Origin of the sequence: Streptomyces sp. A0642 (genome assembly GCF_004795105.1) — a bacterium.
Taxonomy (GTDB): domain Bacteria; phylum Actinomycetota; class Actinomycetes; order Streptomycetales; family Streptomycetaceae; genus Streptomyces.
In genome coordinates this window covers 1-1,560 of sequence record NZ_SSBL01000071.1, presented here as the reverse complement: position 1 = coordinate 1,560, position 1,560 = coordinate 1, and the positions used below count along the sequence as shown (strand labels likewise).

At 70.1% G+C, this 1,560-nt stretch carries 1 pseudogene; it reads right to left on the bottom strand.

Annotation, left to right across the window (positions count from 1 at the left end):
- Positions 1 to 1,555: pseudogene (locus E6R60_RS37895) on the bottom strand (beta-ketoacyl synthase N-terminal-like domain-containing protein); the annotation flags it as partial.
- Positions 1,556 to 1,560 lie beyond the last annotated feature (5 nt).

Sequence of the window (1,560 nt, the reverse complement as noted above, 5' to 3'; positions counted from 1 at the left end):
GACCCAGCCGACGAGCATCCGACAAGCGCTCGACCAGCAGAACCCCGACACCCTCCGACCACGCGGCACCATCCGCAGCACCCGCGAACGACTTGCACCGGCCGTCCTTCGCCAACCCACGCTGACGACTGAACTCCACGAACATGTCCGGCGTCGACATCACGGCCACGCCGCCCGCCAGCGCCATCGAGCACTCACCCGAACGCAGTGCCTGGGCCGCCAGGTGCAACGCCACCAACGACGACGAGCACGCCGTGTCCACCGTCAGGGAAGGTCCTTCGAGCCCCAGCGTGTAGGAGATGCGGCCCGAGACCAGGCTGCCTCCCGTGGTCGCCGCGGCCTCCGTTCCCTGGCCGTAGTCGTGGTACATCAGGCCGGCGAAGACGCCGGTCCTGGTCCCCTTCAGGGAGCGGGGGTCGATGGCCGCACGCTCAAGGGCCTCCCACGACGCCTCCAGCAGCAGCCGCTGCTGCGGGTCCATGATCAGGGCCTCGTTCGGGCTGATCCCGAAGAACGCCGGATCGAAGTCTCCGGCCTCGTAGAGGAAGCCGCCCTCGTTCGCATAGGTCTTGCCCGGCACTCCCGGCTCGGGGTCGTACACGCCCTCGATGTCCCAGCCGCGGTCGAGTGGGAACCCCGAAACCGCGTCCCGGCCGTCAGCGACGAGCTCCCACAGGTCGTCGGGGGAGGTCACGCCGCCGGGGTAACGGCACGCCATGCCCACGATGACGATCGGCTCGTCATCCAGATCACGCGGAACCGGGCCGCCGCCCGGCTGTTCCGTCTCCGGCGTCCCGCTGCCGTCGAGCTCACTGCCGACGTACCCCGCCACGGCGCGTGAGGTCGGGTAGTCGAAGACCAGCGTCGCGGGGAGGCGGAGCCCGGTCGTCAGATTCAGTTCGTTACGGAGTTCGACCGCGCTGAGCGAATCGAAGCCGAGCTCCTGGAAGGGGCGGTCCGCCTCGATCGCCTGGGCCGACGCGTGGCCCAGCACCTTGGCAACGCGGCCTCGGACGATCTCCAGCAGCTTGAGGGCACGCTCGTCGTCGTCGAGGCCCGCCAGACTGCGCAGCAGTTCCTGCCCGTCTCCGGTCCCGGCCACCGCTCGCGCGGCCGGTCGCCTGTTGGTGGGGACGAGGTCGCGGAGGAGGGCGGGGAGGGTGTCGGTACGGGACCGGAGTGCGGCGACATCCATCGGCAACGGAACCAGAGCGGCCCGGCCGGACGCCAGCCCCGCGTCGAACAACGCGAGCCCCTGCTCAGGCTCCAACGCCGGCAGCCCCTGCCGCCTCATCCGCTCCAGATCCGCCTCACCCAGCCACTGCCCCATCCCCGCACCCGCCCACAGCCCATACGCCAGGGAGGTGGCCGGCAGCCCCTCCGCCCGGCGCCGCACCGCCAACGCGTCCAGGAACACGTTCGCCGCCGCATAGTTCGCCTGACCCGCCGCCAGCACAGAACCACCCGCCGACGAGAACATCACGAAGAACGCCAACTCCCGCTCACACGTCAACTCATGCAAATACCACGCACCATCCGCCTTCGCCCCCAACACCCGAT